The following is a 15,881-nucleotide window of genomic DNA, read 5'->3' on the forward strand; positions in this document are numbered from 1 at the left end:
GAAGGACCTGGAAAGGTCGGCCGAAGAAGGTGACAGCCCTGTAGCTGAAACTGTTTTCCCTCCAGAGTGGATCCTGAGTACGGCGGGACACGTGAAACCCCGTCGGAATCCGGGAGGACCATCTCCCAAGGCTAAATACTCCCTAGTGACCGATAGTGAACCAGTACCGTGAGGGAAAGGTGAAAAGCACCCCGGAAGGGGAGTGAAATAGATCCTGAAACCGTATGCCTACAAGTAGTCAGAGCCCGTTAACGGGTGATGGCGTGCCTTTTGTAGAATGAACCGGCGAGTTACGATAACGCGCGAGGTTAAGCCGATGAGGCGGAGCCGTAGCGAAAGCGAGTCTGAACAGGGCGTTCAGTGCGTTGTCGTAGACCCGAAACCAGGTGATCTACCCATGTCCAGGATGAAGGTCAGGTAACACTGACTGGAGGTCCGAACCCACGCACGTTGAAAAGTGCGGGGATGAGGTGTGGGTAGCGGTGAAATGCCAATCGAACCTGGAGATAGCTGGTTCTCCCCGAAATAGCTTTAGGGCTAGCCTCGAGGTTGAGAGTTCTGGAGGTAGAGCACTGATTGGACTAGGGGCCCCCACAGGGTTACCGAATTCAGTTAAACTCCGAATGCCAGCAACTTATACTCGGGAGTCAGACTGCGAGTGATAAGATCCGTAGTCAAGAGGGAAACAGCCCAGACCGCCAGCTAAGGTCCCAAAGTGTATGTTAAGTGGAAAAGGATGTGGCGCTGCCTAGACAGCTAGGATGTTGGCTTAGAAGCAGCCACCATTCAAAGAGTGCGTAATAGCTCACTAGTCGAGTGGCGCCGCGCCGAAAATGTAACGGGGCTAAACATACCACCGAAGCTGCGGATTCCGTAAGGAATGGTAGGGGAGCGTTCCAAACCGCTGCGAAGCTGTACCGGAAGGAGCAGTGGAGCGTTTGGAAGTGAGAATGCCGGTGTGAGTAGCGAAAAGAGGGGTGAGAATCCCCTCCGTCGAAAGCCCAAGGTTTCCTGAGGAAGGCTCGTCCGCTCAGGGTTAGTCTGGACCTAAGCCGAGGCCGAAAGGCGTAGGCGATGGATAACAGGTTGATATTCCTGTACCGCCGATCCACCGTTTGAACAATGGGGGGACGCAGGAGGATAGTGACGCATGCGGATGGAAGTGCATGTGCAAGTTTCAAGACCGTCTGATTGGCAAATCCGTCAGGCATCAAAGTCAAGGAACGACGCGGAGTCCCGTAGGGACGTAGGTCACGATTTCACACTGCCAAGAAAAGCCTCTAGTGAGGGGGAAGGCGCCAGTACCGTAAACCGACACAGGTAGGCGAGATGAGAATTCTAAGACGCGCGGGATAACTCTCGTTAAGGAACTCGGCAAAATGGTCCCGTAACTTCGGGAGAAGGGACGCTCTACATGAGTAGAGCCGCAGTGAATAGGCCCAAACGACTGTTTAGCAAAAACACAGGTCTCTGCTAAATCGCAAGATGACGTATAGGGGCTGACGCCTGCCCGGTGCTGGAAGGTTAAGGGGATGGGTTAGCGCAAGCGAAGCTTTGAACCGAAGCCCCAGTAAACGGCGGCCGTAACTATAACGGTCCTAAGGTAGCGAAATTCCTTGTCGGGTAAGTTCCGACCCGCACGAAAGGCGTAACGATTTGGGCACTGTCTCAACGAGAGACCCGGTGAAATCATAGTACCTGTGAAGATGCAGGTTACCCGCGACAGGACGGAAAGACCCCATGGAGCTTTACTACAGCCTGATATTGAGGCTTTGTGCATGATGTACAGGATAGGCGGGAGACGTCGAGCCCGGAGCGCCAGCTTCGGAGGAGTCACCCTTGGGATACCGCCCTTCATGCATAGAGTCTCTAACTCGCAGCCGTGATCCGGCTGGAGGACCGTGTCAGGCGGGTAGTTTGACTGGGGCGGTCGCCTCCTAAACAGTAACGGAGGCGCCCAAAGGTTCCCTCAGAATGGTTGGAAATCATTCGTAGAGCGCAAAGGCAGAAGGGAGCTTGACTGCGAGACCTACAAGTCGAGCAGGGACGAAAGTCGGGCTTAGTGATCCGGTGGTTCCGCATGGAAGGGCCATCGCTCAACGGATAAAAGCTACCCTGGGGATAACAGGCTGATCTCCCCCAAGAGTCCACATCGACGGGGAGGTTTGGCACCTCGATGTCGGCTCATCGCATCCTGGGGCTGGAGTAGGTCCCAAGGGTTGGGCTGTTCGCCCATTAAAGCGGTACGCGAGCTGGGTTCAGAACGTCGTGAGACAGTTCGGTCCCTATCCGTCGTGGGCGCAGGAAATTTGAGGAGAGCTGTCCTTAGTACGAGAGGACCGGGATGGACGCACCGCTGGTGTACCAGTTGTTCCGCCAGGAGCATCGCTGGGTAGCTACGTGCGGACGGGATAAATGCTGAAAGCATCTAAGCATGAAGCCCCCTCCAAGATGAGATTTCCCTTTGAGTAATCAAGAAAGACCCCTCAGAGACGATGAGGTAGATAGGTCACGGGTGGAAGCATGGCGACATGTGGAGCTGAGTGATACTAATCGGTCGAGGCCTTGTTCTAGCAGATGCTTGTTGATGACTTCAGTTTTGAGGGCGCGAGCCCGATCGTCTGGTGACGATAGCCAAGTGGTCACACCCGTTCCCATGCCGAACACGGAAGTTAAGCACTTGAACGCCGAAAGTAGTTGGGGGCTTCCCCCTGTGAGGATAGGACGTTGCCAGGCACTTGACCGATCTGCAGATTGCAGGTCGGTCTTTTTGTGTAATCATTTTAGAGGAAAAGGAGTTTTTTCATGAAACACGAACTTCCTATTGTACATGCACTTCGACGTCACTTAGATCGAACGCCCATCTCATGGCATGTTCCTGGACATAAGAATGGGACATTAACACCGCTTCCTGACTTTTTTAAATGGGACGTCACAGAATTACCTGGTCTAGATGATTTTCATCATCCGGAAGAGGCCATTGCAGACGCGATAGCTTTGTTGCGAAAAGTCTATGATGCAAAAGCGAGTCATTTCCTTGTGAATGGTTCGACTGTTGGGAATTGGGCGATGCTTGCCGCTATAGCAACAAGAGGAGAGCGTGTTTATGTACAGCGTAACTCGCATAAATCCGTGTTCAATGCGTTAGAATGGCTAGGCATCGAACCGATCTTTCTTGAACCAGATATTCATGAGGAAACGGGAATTAGTGGCCATGTTTCACGTGAAACATTAAAGGAAGCGTTTACGAAATATCCAGGAGGAGTTGGCGTGTTTATCACTTCACCGACCTATTACGGGGAAGCAGCTGATATCATGTCACTCGTTCAGCTCACAGCGTCGCATGAATTCCCTTTATTAGTGGATGAAGCACACGGTGCACACTTCGGTGAAGCATTTGGTGTGCGCTCAGCATTTGAATTAGGAGCAACCGCGGTCGTTCAATCTGCCCATAAAACGCTTCCCGCACTAACGATGGGAGCATGGATGCACGAGCGATTTTCAGAAAAGACGAGAAGGAAGTTACAGCGAGCGCTTCAAGCGTTTCAGACCTCAAGTCCTTCATATTTACTTCTGGCTTCATTAGACTATGCGCGTTCCTATCGTGAACAATGGACAGTTAAAGGTATGTCAGATATTCAGGCTAGTCATGATGCATTCATCGAAGCACTTCAACGGTTCGATCATATGACGGTCCTTCGCTTCGATGATTGGTCACGGATGACATTAACGTATGAGGGATATTCAGGAGATGCGTTGCTGCACGCGTTACGAGCTGTTCAACTCGATGCGGAATTTGCTCTAGGAGATCACGTCGTCTGTATTTTGCCACTTCGTCCGCTAGCAAAGTCTGAGCAGAATGACTGGGTCCATCGTGTCGAACGAGCCATTCAAATGATGAAATCAGAAGGAATTCCTTTGAAAAGGTATATCGAGCAACCAATTATGGGTAAAATACAGGTATCTGCTTTATCTTGTTCTTATGAACAGTTAGAACAAGCAACAGGTACGTTCCGTCAGCTGGATGAGTGTATCGGTCATGTTTCACTCGAAACGATTATTCCGTACCCGCCAGGCATTCCGTTGATCGTCAGAGGAGAACGTATTACGGCGGAACAGGTATTACGTTTACGACATTATCAAACCGTAGCCGTTCATTTGCAAGGAGGCGAACAATTGCAACGAGGAGCGTTACGCGTCATAGAGGAAGGGTTTGAAGAATGAAAGGTACGTTCATTACTGTCGAAGGACCGGATGGTGCCGGTAAAACGACACAACTACAATTGCTTGGCGATGTGTTAAAAGAAAAGGGCTATAACGTCATGACGACCCGCGAGCCAGGTGGCACACGCGTTGGAAACGAAATTCGTTCGTTGATTTTGAATCCTGATTTTGAAGAGATGAAAGAGATGACGGAAATTCTGCTGTATGCAGCGTCTCGTGCCCAGCATGTCGAGGAATTGATTCGACCGGCGTTAGAGGCAGGCACAATCGTCTTATGTGACCGATTCGTCGATGCGTCACTTGCGTATCAAGGATATGGTCTTGGACATCCGATTGATCTCGTGCGTCAAATCAATGATTCTGCAACAGGCGGGTTGGCGCCAGACCGGACGTATTTGTTTGATTTAACGGTAAAAGATTCTAAAAAACGAATGATGGATCGGGGAGCACTTGATCGAATCGAGCAACGAGATGATGCGTTTCGTGCCCGCGTCTATGATGGTTTTCAGCAGATTGCGGCGTCGGATCCAGAACGGGTACAGATCGTACAAGCCAATCGGTCGATTGAAGCGATTCATCAGGACTTAGTGGAAGATGTCATTACGTATTTAGAAGAAAAGGAGAGATTCTCATGAAAATGGTCATTACGATCGTTCAAGATAAAGATAGCTTACGTTTGGCGGAAGCACTTGTCGAGCATGATTTCCGAGCAACGAAACTGGCAACGACAGGTGGTTTTCTTAAAGAAGGGAACACGACGTTCATGATTGGTGTACAGAGTGAGCGTCTCGATGATTTGTTACGATTGATCAAAAAGAACTGTTCGAGCCGCGAACAGATGGTCTCTCCAATCTCACCAATGGGTGGTCATGCCGATTCTTATATCCCGTATCCCGTTGAAGTCCAGGTAGGCGGGGCAACGGTCTTCGTCTTGCCAATCGAAGGGTTTCATCAATTCTGATGCAGACGTTTCATGAACTGGAACAGACACAATCGGTCATTTCGACGATTCTTCAAAATTCGTTACGGAACGATCGAATCAATCACGCTTATATCTTCACCGGAGACTATGAGCCGCTTCTACTTGAAGCGGCTCACTTGTTCGCGAAAAGCCTTTTTTGTGAGGCACCGGTCGATGTAGAACCGTGTGGTGTCTGTCGTAGCTGTCGGCGGATGGAAAGTGGCAACTTGGTCGATTATTATGAAATCGAACCAGATGGCGCGACCATCAAAAAAGAACAGATTCAACAATTGATGCATGATCTCTCACTCCGAGGACTCGAAGGCGATCGTCAGATTTATGTCATTACCCAGTCCCATAAGATGACTCCGCAGGCAGCGAACAGTTTGCTGAAGTTCTTTGAGGAACCAGGAGAAGGAAAAGTAGCCTTATTGTTGACGAATCAACCTCAACTCCTTTTACCGACGATTCGATCGCGGGGACAGTTATTAAGTTTTCGCCCAGCGGATCGTCAAATGATTGGCGAGGTTTTATCTGAAAAAACGGGACGGGACCACGAGTTGACGCAACTGGCAGCGCGTGTCTATCCAAAAGTCGAGGATGCGGAAGAAGCATTACTCGAAGACTGGTTTGTAAATGCGCGAGCGTCAGTGTTACAATTGATGGAGGAATTAGCGAATCGTCCGGCTGATTTACCGCTGTTCGTACAAGAGAAATGGATGGGACAATTCAAGAACCGTCAGGATGTCCGAATCGGTCTTGAACTCGTCACCTGTTTCTTCGAGGATGTCTTACGTCTGAAACTGAATCCGGCGTGGGAAGGTATGACCTATACGAATAGTAAACCCCAACTTGAACAGATGGGGTCTAAGAGCCAGACGACGATCACCCGCTGGTTGCAAGCTGTGCTTGCTGCAGTCCGACGGGTCGAAGCGAATGTTAATCCCCAATTAACAGTTGAGCGTCTCATGTTTGACTTACAGAAAGGGTAGAGCGACATGCTAGAAGTAGTAGGCGTTCGCTTTAAAGAAGCGGGCAAAATTTATTATTTTGCACCTGGACAAGAGTCATTATCACGAGGACAAGCAGTCATCGTTGAGACGGTACGGGGCATTGAATATGGCGAAGTGGTCATCGCCGATAAACAAATGGACGAAGAAGATGTGGTGTTGCCACTGAAATCCATTCTTCGAATTGCTGACGATAAGGATGCAATGATCGTCCGCGAAAATAAAGTCGCAGCGCTTGATGCGCATGCGGTATGTGTCGAAAAAATCCGTGAACATAAACTCGATATGAAATTGGTCGATGTCGAGTACACGTTTGACCGCAATAAGGTCATCTTCTACTTCACGGCAGAAGGACGTGTCGATTTCCGTGAGCTCGTCAAAGATTTAGCGGCTGTCTTCCGGACACGCATCGAACTCCGTCAAATCGGTGTTCGGGATGAAGCGAAGTTACTTGGAGGCATCGGTCCGTGTGGTCGTGTCTTATGTTGTTCATCTTTCCTTGGTGAGTTCGAACCGGTCTCGATCAAGATGGCAAAAGATCAAAACCTGTCGTTGAATCCGACGAAGATTTCAGGAGTATGTGGTCGTTTGATGTGCTGCTTGAAATATGAGAACGATACGTATGAAGAGATGCGCCGTGATTTGCCGGACTACGGAAAACGTTTGACGGTACCTGAAGGCGAAGGACGCGTCGTTGGCTTGAACATCCTCGATCAAGTCGTTCAAATCGAACTGAAGGATCGTTCCCGCGTCTTGACGTATTCGATGGAAGAACTATTATCCGTTGGTGCCGTAAAACCAAAACGACCAAAAGAATAACGGGGTGCATACGCGTGGAGAGAGTCGATAAAAAAGAAATCATTACGCGTGTCGATGCGATTGAGCAACAGATTCATTTGCTGACTGAGCATCTGAGCGTGTTAAAGGATCAGCTGGCTTACATGATGGAAGAGAACCAACATCTGTATCTGGAGAATCATCATCTTCGGGAAAAAGTCGAACGCGATGAACAACAGCCGGTCACGGAAGCGGAAGAAGCGGAAGCGGGCGTCGGTGCGGGCTACGATAATCTCGGACGATTGTACCAGGAAGGGTTCCACATCTGTAACTTGCATTATGGACAAGTACGAAAAGACGGCGATTGCCTCTTTTGCTTATCCATGTTAACGAAACATTGAGAGGCTGACTTCTACATGAGTCAGTCTTTTTTTCGGAAAGGAAGGCACGACATGTTTGAACTATTACCAGACGAACGACTTGATTATCTCTTAGGACAAGAAGGGAAAATCATTCAAAGTCCATCCGTCTTCTCGTATTCACTCGACGCGGCACTGCTCGCACGATTTGCGTGGGTCCCGATTCAACAGGGACGGATTGCCGATCTCTGTTCGGGAAACGGTGCGATTCCACTCTTTTTATCCTACCGGACGAAAGGGCAGATCACGGGTCTTGAAATTCAACCGCGACTAGCGGAGATGGCACGACGTAGCGTCAACTTGAATGAACTGAACAATCGGATTGAGATGATTGAAGGGGACGTCAAAGAGGCGGGTACGCGTCTTGGATACGGCATCTATGATGCTGTCACCTGTAATCCTCCTTATTTTTTAGCAAACGAGACATCGAACCAAAACCAAAGTGAACATTATACGATTGCAAGACATGAAGTCCTCTGTACACTCGAAGACTGTATTCGAGGTGCATCTGATTTGTTGAAACAAGGCGGGAAAGCAGCGTTCGTCCATCGACCGGAACGACTGCTTGATATCGTTACCTTGATGCGGGCGTATCGCTTGGAACCGAAACGGATGCAGCTGATTTATCCGAAAGCAGGGAAGGAAGCGAACATGCTCTTGATCGAGGGGATCAAGGATGCAAAACCTGGACTAAAGGTCCTTCCCCCATTCATCGTCTATGAAGCGGACAACTCGTATGCGGCTCAGATGAAGGAGCTGTTCGATGTCTGAGCATGCAGTCTATATTGTTCGTTGCCAAGATGATACGTATTATACGGGTTACGCGGTAGACGTCACGCAACGCATCGCGACACATAACGCAGGTAAGGGTGCGAAGTATACACGTGCCCGTCTACCGGTCGTCCTCGTTCATCAGGAGATATTCGCAACGAAGTCAGAGGCAATGAAGCGGGAATATGCGATTAAACAATTAACACGTTCACAAAAAGAACGTTTGATTCAAGGAGGAACCTCATGAAAGCGACGAGTAGCTATCAACAGCAAGGAGCCGGTCTCTATATCGTCCCGACACCGATCGGCAATTTAGAAGACATGACGTATCGGGCCGTCCGGATCTTACAGGAATCCGATATCGTCGCAGCAGAAGATACCCGGCAGACGATGAAACTGTTTCGGCACTTTTCGATTGAGACGAAGCTTGTCAGTTACCACGAACACAATAAACAAACGAGCGGAGAACGACTCCTCGCTGATTTAGAGGCAGGAAAACAAATCGCTCTCGTCTCCGATGCCGGCATGCCAGGTATCTCGGACCCGGGAAGTGATTTGATTCGTCAAGCGATTGCAGCAGACATTCCTGTCATCGTTCTTCCGGGTGCAAACGCTGCGTTAACAGCTCTTGTCGCGTCTGGTCTTTCGACAGAACGCTTTTTGTATTACGGCTTTTTGCCACGGAAGAAAAAAGAGCGTCGCGAAGCGTTAGAGCAATTGAAATACGAAACAGGAACGCTCGTCTTTTATGAAGCACCGCATCGTTTGAAAGAGATGTTACAAGGGGTCGAGGAAGTACTTGGTGATCGTCACGTGACGTTAGCTCGGGAACTAACGAAACGGTATGAAGAATACATTCGGGGGAGCGTGAGTGAATTACGCGCTTGGGCAGCAGAAGACGTTCGGGGCGAGTTCGTCGTTCTTGTCGAAGGATCAAACGAAGAACGACCGGATGCTGTCATCCAAGACAGTGATCCGCTCGAGCAAATCCGCCGGTACATCGAAGAAGGCGAAAAGCCTAATGCGGCGTTGAAGCGTGTCGCAAAGGAACGGGGACTGGACCGTCAGGAACTGTACCTCGCGTTTCACGAAGCAGATTAAAAAAGGAAGCCCCGTCAGGAGCTTCCTTTTGTGTTTATTCGTTGCTTGCGTAGTGACGATCGAGGAAATCTTTTAATTCAACGAGAACGCGTTGTGCGCCATCTGGTGAAAGAATCAATTTACCATCAGCCAATTTGAAGTTATCTTCTGAAACTTCTCCTGTGACTTGGCAAGTCATGTTTGGTTTATATTTTTTAAGGATGATCTGTTCGTTATCGACATAGATCTCGAGGGCATCCTTTTCTGCGATTTGAAGTGTACGGCGTAATTCGATTGGAATTACGACACGACCGAGCTCGTCTACTTTACGTACAATACCTGTTGATTTCATTTTGTTGTTCCTCCTTTGATGTCATGGATCTCTTTTTCTTTTGAAAAATCGTCAAAATTCGACATCGTTTCTATAGAATGTAGAATACTAGACTTTCCAAAAGTAGTCAACCAATCTGAATAGTTTGAAATCAAAATGTCATTTATTTCTCAAAAACACCATATTTGAAACGATTTATTAATATATTTTCCCTTTTTAAAGGAAATGAAACTATAGAGTGTGTTTTTTTGTAATTTGATGTCTGATGTCAAAAAATGTTTCGATTCGACAAAAAGTGAGTTTCGACATCAGTCCCGTAACAGCGTATAATAGCCTATAATGAAGATGGAAATCAGAGAACGGAGGAATAACATGGCAAAGACATTTTATATCACGACCCCAATTTATTATCCAAGTGCAAAACTACATATCGGTCACGCGTACACGACGGTGGCTGGAGATGCGATGGCACGGTACAAACGGCTTCAAGGATTCGACGTCCGGTATTTGACTGGTAGCGATGAGCACGGTCAAAAGATCCAGGAAAAAGCAGCAGAAGCAGGGATCTCGGAACAGGCATTCGTCGACGGTGTCGTCGAACAGATTAAAGTCTTATGGGATCGTCTCGACATCTCGTACGATGATTATATTCGGACGACAGAACCACGTCACAAGAAAGTCGTCGAAAAAGTGTTCGAAACACTTCTTGAATCAGGCGATATCTATTTAGGCGAATACGAAGGATGGTATTCGATTCCGGATGAGACGTACTATACGGAATCACAACTCGTCGATGGGAAGAGCCCTGACAGCGGACACCCGGTCGAACTCGTTCGCGAAGAATGTTACTTCTTCCGGATCAGCAAGTACGCGGACCGTCTGCTTGAGTACTTTGAAGCGAATCCGTCATTCATCTTACCGGAATCACGTAAACACGAAATGATCAATAACTTCATTAAACCAGGTCTTCAAGACTTAGCGGTCTCACGGACGACGTTCAACTGGGGTGTACAAGTCCCGTCGAATCCGAAGCATGTTGTCTACGTCTGGATCGATGCGTTGACGAACTATATCTCGTCACTCGGTTACGGTACAGATGATCATGGTAACTTCGATAAGTACTGGCCAGCAGATGTCCATCTCGTCGGAAAAGAAATCGTTCGTTTCCACACAATCATCTGGCCGGCACTCTTGATGGCGCTTGACCTCCCATTACCGAAGAAAGTCTTCGCACATGGTTGGTTGTTGATGAAAGACGGAAAAATGTCGAAATCAAAAGGAAACGTCGTTGATCCGATTCCATTAACGGATCGTTACGGTCTCGACGCTCTTCGTTACTACCTCTTACGGGAAGTGCCATTCGGTTCGGACGGTATGTTCACACCTGAAGCATTCGTTGAGCGGATGAACTACGATTTAGCAAACGACCTCGGGAACTTACTCAACCGGACAATCGCGATGGTCACGAAATACTTTGATGGTGAGATCCCAGCCTATACAGGTAATGTGACACCGTTTGATGCGACATTGTCGGATCTTGCAAAAGAAACGGTCACGAAAGTCGAAGCATCGATGGAACACATGGAATTCTCTGTTGTGCTGTCGAACATTTGGCAATTGATCAGCCGTGCCAATAAGTACATCGATGAGACACAACCCTGGGTGCTTGCAAAAGACGAAACGAAAACAGTCGAACTCGGTTCAGTCATGGTGCATCTCGTCGGCGTCTTGCGTCACGTGGCGATCATGTTGCAACCGTTCATGACGCGTTCACCAAAAGAGATCTTTGCGCAACTCGGTCTCTCTGGACAAGCGATGGACTGGGCAGCGCTCGAGAAGTTCGCAGACATCACACCAGGAACAAAAGTTGGAACAGCGACACCGATTTTCCCACGTCTCGACGTCAAAGAAGAAGTCGAAGCAATCGTCGACATGATGCGTCAAGCTTCTGCAGCACGTGTTGAGGAAGAGGAAGTCGAAGAGGCGGATGAAGATGTCCGTCCGGAAACGACGATCGATGTCTTTGACCAAATCGAATTACGTGTTGGTGAAGTCGTGACGGCTGAGAAAATCAAAAAGGCGAAAAAACTATTGAAGCTACAAGTCGATATGGGGAATGAAACACGCCAAATCGTCTCCGGTATCGCTCAGTGGTATGAGCCGGAAGATTTAGTCGGACGAAAAGTCATCGTCGTGGCGAACTTGAAACCGGTCACGTTACGTGGCGAACTCTCACAAGGAATGGTCCTTGCTGCTGAAAAAGCAGGAAAACTTGAACTGGCGACGGTCCCGTCAACGATGGCGAACGGCGCAAGCGTAAAATAAAACCGATGCCTGTGGACTTCATGTCACAGGCATTTTTTTAAAGAAGGAGTCGAATAGCTATGTTAATCGATACACATACTCACTTGAATGCAGACCAATTTGCGGATGACGTCCACGAGACGATCGAGCGGGCACGCGCGAACGGCGTCTCACCGATGATCGTCGTAGGATTTGATCATAAGACGATTGATCGCGCGATGGAGCTCGTCGAAGCGTATGACGATCTCTATGCGGTCATCGGCTGGCATCCTGTCGACTCGATTGATTTTGATGAGGAAGCTTATCAAAAGGTCGAACGGTTGATGGACCATGAAAAAGTCGTCGCGCTTGGAGAAATCGGGCTCGACTATCACTGGGACACGTCACCGAAGGACGTGCAGCAGGAAGCTTTCCGTAAACAGATCCGTCTCGCGAAGCAGAAGAAGAAGCCAATCGTCATCCATAACCGGGAAGCGACAGAAGATACGTTACGAATTCTTGAAGAAGAGGATGCAAAAGAAGTCGGGGGGATTCTGCACAGTTACAGCATGAGTGCTGAATTGCTACCACGATGCCTGGCGATGAACTTCTACATTTCACTCGGTGGTCCCGTGACGTTTAAGAATGCGAAGATGCCGAAGCGTGTCGCACAGGAAGTACCGCTCGATCGTTTACTCGTTGAGACGGATTGTCCGTATCTGACACCGACACCGCACCGCGGAAAACGCAACGAACCAGCTTACGTCCGGTTCGTCGCTGAAGAGATTGCGCAGCTCCGTGGCATGATGTATGCCGATGTGGAAGCGGCGACGACAGAAAATGCAAAACGGGTCTTCCGTCTGCCATGATGCGTTCGTTGACATTCGTTACGATCGGGTGCAGCCTGCTACTTGCGGCTGCACTCGTCTATGGGATGATGGATCATCCACAGACTGTGACTGTCTTGATTGATGGTCAAGAACAGCAAATTGAAACGACAGCTGACTCTGTCTATGGAGCACTCGAAGAAGCTGGTATTACGACGCGTGACAATGATGTGATTGAACCGGCTCTTAGTGCCGACTTGCCGGAAAAACGATTGATCGTCATTCAGCGGGCAAAAGAAATCACGCTGATCATGGGATATGGTGAATCACGTCGGGTTCGGACGCAGGCACGGCAAGTGAAGGATTTGCTTGCAGAACGCGGCATCAAGAAAGCAGACACCGATGATATCTATCCGTCCTCTGATGCTGTATTGACGAACGGCATGACGGTGCGGTACCGGGAAGCTTTTCCCGTTGATCTCGTCGTCGGTGGAAAAGCCCGACAAATCTACACGTATGAGACGTCCGTCCGCGAATTGTTAGCGCGAGAAGGAATCCGCTTGCAAAAAGAAGACCGGGTCGCTCCGGATCCCGACACCCGCGTGACGGAAGGTACGTTGATTACCGTCAACACGACACGTCGTGCGACGTTGACGCAAGAACAGCTCGTTCCGTTTGAAATTGAAGAAGTCGAGGATCCGACCTTACCGGAAGGCGAGCAACTCGTGACGGCATCTGGTCGTCCAGGTGTCCGAACGAAAAAGTATCAATTGACATTAGCTGACGGTCTTAGCAAAGAGAAGAAACTGATTGATGACCAAGTGACACGGACACCTATCAAACAAGTCGTCAAGGTCGGAACAAAACCAATCGAGACGCCTACTGAAGCACCCGTCTTTAACGAAGAGCAGGCGACGAATCCACTAACTGAAACACCGAAAGCCGATGCGGACCTTGATTTTTCGAGTGCGAAGAGTTTGATGGTCGAAGCGACGGCGTATACGAACGATCCAGCTTCGAACGGCAGTCGTTTGTACAACGGACGTGCCTTGACAGCGACCGGGTATGACGTGACGGATACGATTACTTATCAAGGGATGCCGATCATCGCGGTTGATCCGAAAGTCATTCCGCTTGGAACGAAGGTCTACGTCGAAGGAGTGGGTCTTGCGATCGCCCTCGATACCGGTGGAGCCATCAAAGGAAATAAGATCGATGTCTTGGTCGACGGAGAACAAAAAGCGAAGACGTTCGGTCGAAAACAACTGCAAGTCTGGGTCATTCCTAGTGCAACGGAAGCGGACACGTGACGCTTCCTTGTTTTTTTCGTGGAAACAGGTACAATTACGAGAGTGTTTGAAGAAGGTGGAGAGATCATGCGGAAACGCTTAAAAGAAGTCATAGTCGTCGAAGGACGGGATGATACGACACGATTACAGGAAGTTTTTGATGTCGATACAATTGAAACGAACGGCTCAGCCGTTAATGAACAAACGATGCAACGCATCGAGAAGGCCCTTGAACGACGCGGTGTCATCATCTTCACGGATCCTGATTTTCCAGGAGATCGTATCCGTGCCCGAATCAATGAACGCGTACCAGGCTGTAAACATGCTTATCTTCCGCGTGCCCAAGCAAAAGATAAACGAGGCAAAATCGGTGTGGAACATGCCTCACCTGACGCAATCGAAGAGGCGCTCGCTGCTGTCTATGAGACGGAAGAAGCACCGGTTGCCGAAGTGACACGTGAGATGATTCTAGCAGCCGATTTGATCGGTGGACCAGCAGCCTCGATCCGTCGTCGTCGTCTCGGTCAGATTCTTGCGATCGGTGAACCAAATGCAAAACAACTCGTCAAACGCGTCGCATCGATCCGAATCACGCGGGCGGAATGGGAAGCGGCATTGAAACAATTAGAGGAGGAAGAAGTTTGAAAGACATTGCTACATTGCACCGGACGAAAGAAATTTTAGCGAAACATGGCTTTTCGTTTAAAAAATCGTTGGGACAAAACTTTTTAATCGATTTAAACGTATTAGGAAACATCGTCGGGGCAGCTGGATTAACGCCTGAAAGCGGAGTACTCGAGATCGGACCAGGAATCGGCTCATTGACGGAACAATCGGCGAAACAGGCGAAAAAAGTCGTCGCTCTTGAAATCGATCAGCGGTTGCTACCGATTCTTGACGATACACTTTCACCGTATCCTCATACGAAGGTCATTCACGGCGATGCTCTTGAACTTGATCTTTCGACGATCGTCGCAGAAGAGTTCACGCAAGAAGGCATCACTGACATTGCCGTCGTCGCGAACCTCCCGTATTACGTCACGACACCGATCATCATGCGGATTCTCGAAGCGAAAGCACCGTTTCGGACGCTCGTCATGATGATTCAAAAGGAAGTCGCTGAACGAATTGGTGCAAAACCGGGCACGAAAGCATACGGTTCTCTATCGATCGCGATTCAGTATTATGCGGAAGCTGAAGTCTGCTTCACGGTTCCAAAACAAGTCTTCATTCCGGCACCAAATGTCGATTCAGCAGTCATCCGTTTGAACATTCGAAAAGAGCCGGCGGTACAGACACAGGATGAGGCATTATTCTTCGAAATCGTCCGAGCAAGTTTTGCACAACGCCGGAAAACGATTTTGAACAACTTGACGACACACTTCGGGAAGACGGAAAAGGCGGCGGTCGAAGCGGCATTGTTGGAAGCTGGAATCGAACCACGTCGTCGCGGAGAAACGCTCAGCCTGCAGGAATTCGCACAGTTAGCGGATGCACTTTTGCCAATTAAAAAACGTTGACGGATACGATTAGAACAGATATAATATTTCCCCTTTCTAATATTTATTTAATATGCTATAATAAATATTAGTGAGGTGAAGCGTATGCCAAAGACGTTGAACGAAATCAGACATGTTTTCGAAACACATGTTGGTGAAAGACTGACGCTAAAAGCAAGCGGCGGTCGTAAAAAGGTCGTAACCCGAATCGGAACGCTCGTTGAGACGTATCCTTCGGTGTTTGTAGTCAAGCTAGACGCAGAGCGCCACAATGTCGAGCGAGTTTCTTATAGCTACGCCGACGTGCTAACAGACTCCGTACAAATCGAATTTGCGAATTCGTAAACTTACCTTCCGAAGCGGACAAAATGTTCGCTTCTTTTTTTGTGGAAAGGTTGATACAATTCCTA

The 15,881-nt window shown here is 48.9% G+C and carries 16 protein-coding genes and 2 rRNA genes (1 of these 18 running past the window's edge); 17 read left to right on the forward strand and 1 reads right to left on the reverse strand.

Translation table 11 applies throughout. The features are described 5' to 3' along the window. The 11 genes from ESP131_RS02420 to rsmI form a co-directional block, all read left to right on the forward strand. Positions 1-2,573, forward strand: a 23S ribosomal RNA gene (locus ESP131_RS02420) (it extends 341 nt beyond the left edge of the window). Positions 2,574-2,620: 47 nt separating this feature from the next. Next, positions 2,621-2,736: ribosomal RNA gene (gene rrf / locus ESP131_RS02425) — 5S ribosomal RNA — on the forward strand. 69 nt (positions 2,737-2,805) lie between these two features. After that, complete coding sequence (locus ESP131_RS02430; protein WP_069940136.1) at positions 2,806-4,224, forward strand: aminotransferase class I/II-fold pyridoxal phosphate-dependent enzyme; 1,419 nt, start codon at positions 2,806-2,808, stop codon at positions 4,222-4,224. Next, a complete protein-coding gene (tmk, locus tag ESP131_RS02435) occupies positions 4,221-4,859 on the forward strand; it encodes a dTMP kinase (protein WP_029343042.1) in 639 nt (212 codons plus the stop codon). The genes ESP131_RS02430 and tmk overlap by 4 nt, the downstream gene beginning before the upstream one ends. After that, positions 4,856-5,185 (forward strand): cyclic-di-AMP receptor, encoded by a 330-nt coding sequence (locus ESP131_RS02440; RefSeq protein ID WP_023466519.1) that lies wholly within the window; start codon positions 4,856-4,858, stop codon positions 5,183-5,185. The genes tmk and ESP131_RS02440 overlap by 4 nt, the downstream gene beginning before the upstream one ends. Continuing rightward, positions 5,185-6,177 carry a DNA polymerase gene (locus tag ESP131_RS02445; RefSeq protein ID WP_050677360.1) on the forward strand — a complete coding sequence of 331 codons (993 nt, stop codon included), beginning with the start codon at positions 5,185-5,187 and terminating at the stop codon, positions 6,175-6,177. Before ESP131_RS02440 ends, ESP131_RS02445 begins: the two co-directional genes overlap by 1 nt. A gap of 6 nt (positions 6,178-6,183) precedes the next feature. Beyond that, positions 6,184-7,014 carry a PSP1 domain-containing protein gene (locus tag ESP131_RS02450; protein WP_029343044.1) on the forward strand — a complete coding sequence of 277 codons (831 nt, stop codon included), beginning with the start codon at positions 6,184-6,186 and terminating at the stop codon, positions 7,012-7,014. A gap of 8 nt (positions 7,015-7,022) precedes the next feature. After that, positions 7,023-7,373, forward strand: coding sequence for a DNA replication initiation control protein YabA (yabA, locus tag ESP131_RS02455; protein ID WP_119182633.1), 351 nt, complete (start codon positions 7,023-7,025; stop codon positions 7,371-7,373). 51 nt (positions 7,374-7,424) lie between these two features. After that, positions 7,425-8,162 (forward strand): tRNA1(Val) (adenine(37)-N6)-methyltransferase, encoded by a 738-nt coding sequence (locus ESP131_RS02460; RefSeq protein WP_029343046.1) that lies wholly within the window; start codon positions 7,425-7,427, stop codon positions 8,160-8,162. Next, complete coding sequence (locus tag ESP131_RS02465; protein ID WP_029343047.1) at positions 8,155-8,409, forward strand: GIY-YIG nuclease family protein; 255 nt, start codon at positions 8,155-8,157, stop codon at positions 8,407-8,409. The genes ESP131_RS02460 and ESP131_RS02465 overlap by 8 nt, the downstream gene beginning before the upstream one ends. After that, complete coding sequence (rsmI, locus tag ESP131_RS02470; RefSeq protein ID WP_047392712.1) at positions 8,406-9,263, forward strand: 16S rRNA (cytidine(1402)-2'-O)-methyltransferase; 858 nt, start codon at positions 8,406-8,408, stop codon at positions 9,261-9,263. Before ESP131_RS02465 ends, rsmI begins: the two co-directional genes overlap by 4 nt. A gap of 34 nt (positions 9,264-9,297) precedes the next feature. Here the strand turns inward: rsmI and ESP131_RS02475 are convergent, their stop codons facing one another. Then, on the reverse strand, positions 9,298-9,594 hold the full coding sequence (locus tag ESP131_RS02475; RefSeq protein WP_023466531.1) for a transition state genes transcriptional regulator AbrB: 297 nt from the start codon (positions 9,592-9,594) through the stop codon (positions 9,298-9,300). Positions 9,595-9,918: 324 nt separating this feature from the next. Between ESP131_RS02475 and metG the strand changes: the two genes are divergently transcribed. The 6 genes from metG (at position 9,919) to ESP131_RS02505 (ending at position 15,816) form a co-directional block, all read left to right on the forward strand. Next, complete coding sequence (gene metG, locus ESP131_RS02480; protein ID WP_257785285.1) at positions 9,919-11,898, forward strand: methionine--tRNA ligase; 1,980 nt, start codon at positions 9,919-9,921, stop codon at positions 11,896-11,898. A 59-nt stretch (positions 11,899-11,957) separates the two neighbouring features. Continuing rightward, entirely contained in the window at positions 11,958-12,725 is a 768-nt protein-coding gene (locus ESP131_RS02485) for a TatD family hydrolase (protein ID WP_023466535.1), read from the forward strand. After that, positions 12,722-13,993, forward strand: coding sequence for a 3D domain-containing protein (locus ESP131_RS17025; protein ID WP_047392709.1), 1,272 nt, complete (start codon positions 12,722-12,724; stop codon positions 13,991-13,993). The genes ESP131_RS02485 and ESP131_RS17025 overlap by 4 nt, the downstream gene beginning before the upstream one ends. A gap of 66 nt (positions 13,994-14,059) precedes the next feature. Further along, the gene (rnmV, locus tag ESP131_RS02495; protein ID WP_069940138.1) at positions 14,060-14,617 is read left to right on the forward strand and encodes a ribonuclease M5; all 558 of its coding nucleotides are present in this window, start codon (positions 14,060-14,062) and stop codon (positions 14,615-14,617) included. After that, entirely contained in the window at positions 14,614-15,492 is an 879-nt protein-coding gene (gene rsmA / locus ESP131_RS02500) for a 16S rRNA (adenine(1518)-N(6)/adenine(1519)-N(6))-dimethyltransferase RsmA (protein WP_023466540.1), read from the forward strand. The genes rnmV and rsmA overlap by 4 nt, the downstream gene beginning before the upstream one ends. 84 nt (positions 15,493-15,576) lie before the next feature. Next, complete coding sequence (locus ESP131_RS02505; RefSeq protein WP_012368950.1) at positions 15,577-15,816, forward strand: Veg family protein; 240 nt, start codon at positions 15,577-15,579, stop codon at positions 15,814-15,816. Positions 15,817-15,881: the final 65 nt, after the last annotated feature.

Origin of the sequence: Exiguobacterium sp. U13-1, from assembly GCF_001750115.1 — a bacterium.
Taxonomy (GTDB): domain Bacteria; phylum Bacillota; class Bacilli; order Exiguobacteriales; family Exiguobacteriaceae; genus Exiguobacterium_A; species Exiguobacterium_A acetylicum.